The 1,275-nt window shown below is 52.3% G+C and carries 2 protein-coding genes; both read left to right on the top strand.

Annotated features, from left to right (window positions below; all coding sequences use genetic code 11):
- The first annotated feature begins 77 nt into the window (after nt 1-77).
- On the top strand, nt 78-386 hold the full coding sequence (locus tag M0G74_RS18180; protein ID WP_248220212.1) for a transposase: 309 nt from the start codon (nt 78-80) through the stop codon (nt 384-386).
- An 8-nt stretch (nt 387-394) separates the two neighbouring features.
- Nucleotides 395-1,240, top strand: coding sequence for an IS3 family transposase (locus M0G74_RS18175; protein WP_282450338.1), 846 nt, complete (start codon nt 395-397; stop codon nt 1,238-1,240).
- Nucleotides 1,241-1,275 lie beyond the last annotated feature (35 nt).

The raw sequence follows: 1,275 nt of genomic DNA, 5'->3' as shown, positions 1-1,275 counted from the left end.
GGCGTTATGTTTAAGACTTACCCACGTTTAGTAGACACCTTGTATAGTTAGGTTTCGGCCTAACACGGAGGTGCACCATGGGTAAGAAGAGAGCTCAGGCGTATACGGAAGAGTTTCGTAGAGAAGCAGTCAAGAGGGCGGAGAAGCCTGGATCGACTACTGCCTCTGTCGCTCGGGAGTTGGGTGTGAGTGCTCAGCAGATCTATAACTGGCGGCGCCAGTTCAACCGGCTCTCAGAGAAGCAGTTCAATAGTCTGGATGGTGTCGATTACTCAAAGCAAGAGAGTGCAGAAGTGCGCCGCCTCAAGAAGGAGTTACATGAGGCTCGCCAAGAGGTCGAGTTTCTAAAAAAGGCAGCTGCGTACTTTGCGAACCACCAAGAGTAAAGTACGCGCTGATACGCGAGCATGTAAGGTTGTACCCGATACGCTTGATGTGTCGTTGCCTGGAAGTGTCGGCGTCAGGTTATTACCGCTGGCTCGGCAGGGGAGAGAGTGAGCGGGCTATCCGCAGGGAACATGTCACGGAGAAGGTGAAAGATACCTTTGAGGCGTTCAAAGCTCGGTATGGTGCTCCCCGAATCGCCCGAGAGCTAGCAGATGCGGGCATACCTTGTTCAACGAATTATATCGCTGGAATCATGCACAAAGAGCATATTCGAGCGAGGAACGGTAAGGGCTTTCGGTACAGCCGGGCGGTCGAGGGCAAGGTGAATGTCGCTGCAAACCTACTGAAGCGGTGCTTCGAGGTTGACCGGCCTAACTGTCGCTGGACCAGCGATATCACTTATATCTGGGTGAGGGATCGCTGGCTTTACCTCGCGGCAGTGATGGATCTGTATTCCCGACGCATCGTCGGCTGGGCGCTGGATACCCAGATGACGGAAGAGCTCACCCAGAGAGCATTGAAAATGGCTCTGGAGCAAAGAGGTTCTAAGCCGGGTCTTATCGTGCATTCGGATCGAGGCGTCCAGTATCGAGCCCAGGGGTACCAGGATCTGCTATTGGCGAACGACTGTCGTCCCAGTATGAGCCGACAGGCAAACTGTTGGGACAATGCCGCGATGGAGTCGTTCTTCAGTCGGCTAAAGGTAGAGCTGGTGTACGCAGTGAGCTTTGAGAATATCAGTCAGGCAAAATCTGAGGTGTTTGAATACATCGAGATTTTCTACAACAGAGTACGTAGGCACTCTACACTGGGTTACAAAAGTCCAGCGGAGTACGAGCGCAAAATCACATAGTTATAGTGTCTACTTTTTGTGGGTAAGACCAGTTT

It is taken from the genome of Microbulbifer sp. CAU 1566 (assembly GCF_023156515.1).
Taxonomy (GTDB): Bacteria; Pseudomonadota; Gammaproteobacteria; order Pseudomonadales; family Cellvibrionaceae; genus Microbulbifer.
This window is presented reverse-complemented; position numbering and strand designations above follow the sequence as displayed.